1 protein-coding gene is annotated in these 344 nt (G+C 59.0%); it reads right to left on the bottom strand.

Annotation, left to right across the window (positions count from 1 at the left end):
• On the bottom strand, nucleotides 1-324 hold a 324-nt coding region (locus GIB19_RS28215; RefSeq protein ID WP_274888873.1), incomplete at its 3' end, for a contractile injection system protein, VgrG/Pvc8 family.
• Nucleotides 325-344 lie beyond the last annotated feature (20 nt).

Here is a 344-nt window from a genome sequence, read left to right on the forward strand (position 1 = left end):
GTCCGATTGCAGGCCAGCGCGGGCCAGTTGTGGCTCGATCACGGCGCGGTAGCGGGTGCGGCGGTGGCCGGTTTTGCCTTGTTCGAAACTGCTGATCAGGCCGTGCACATGGCGGACGGCTTCCTGCTGCTGCCAGATGGTCAGCACGGCGGGTTGGTCTAGAAGGGTGGCGAAGTCGGCGTCGTCAGAAGCACTGACCAGTTCGATGTCCAGGCGATATAGCTCGCTCACAGCCTCATTCAGTTCGAACGACACCACGTCGAAATTGATGGCCTCATCAGCGGGAGTGCTGAAAGTAAAACGCACATCATTCAAGTTGCTCATACGGGCTCCTGCTGTTCATC

It is taken from the genome of Pseudomonas sp. ITEM 17296 (genome assembly GCF_028895205.1).
GTDB lineage: Bacteria > Pseudomonadota > Gammaproteobacteria > Pseudomonadales > Pseudomonadaceae > Aquipseudomonas > Aquipseudomonas kermanshahensis.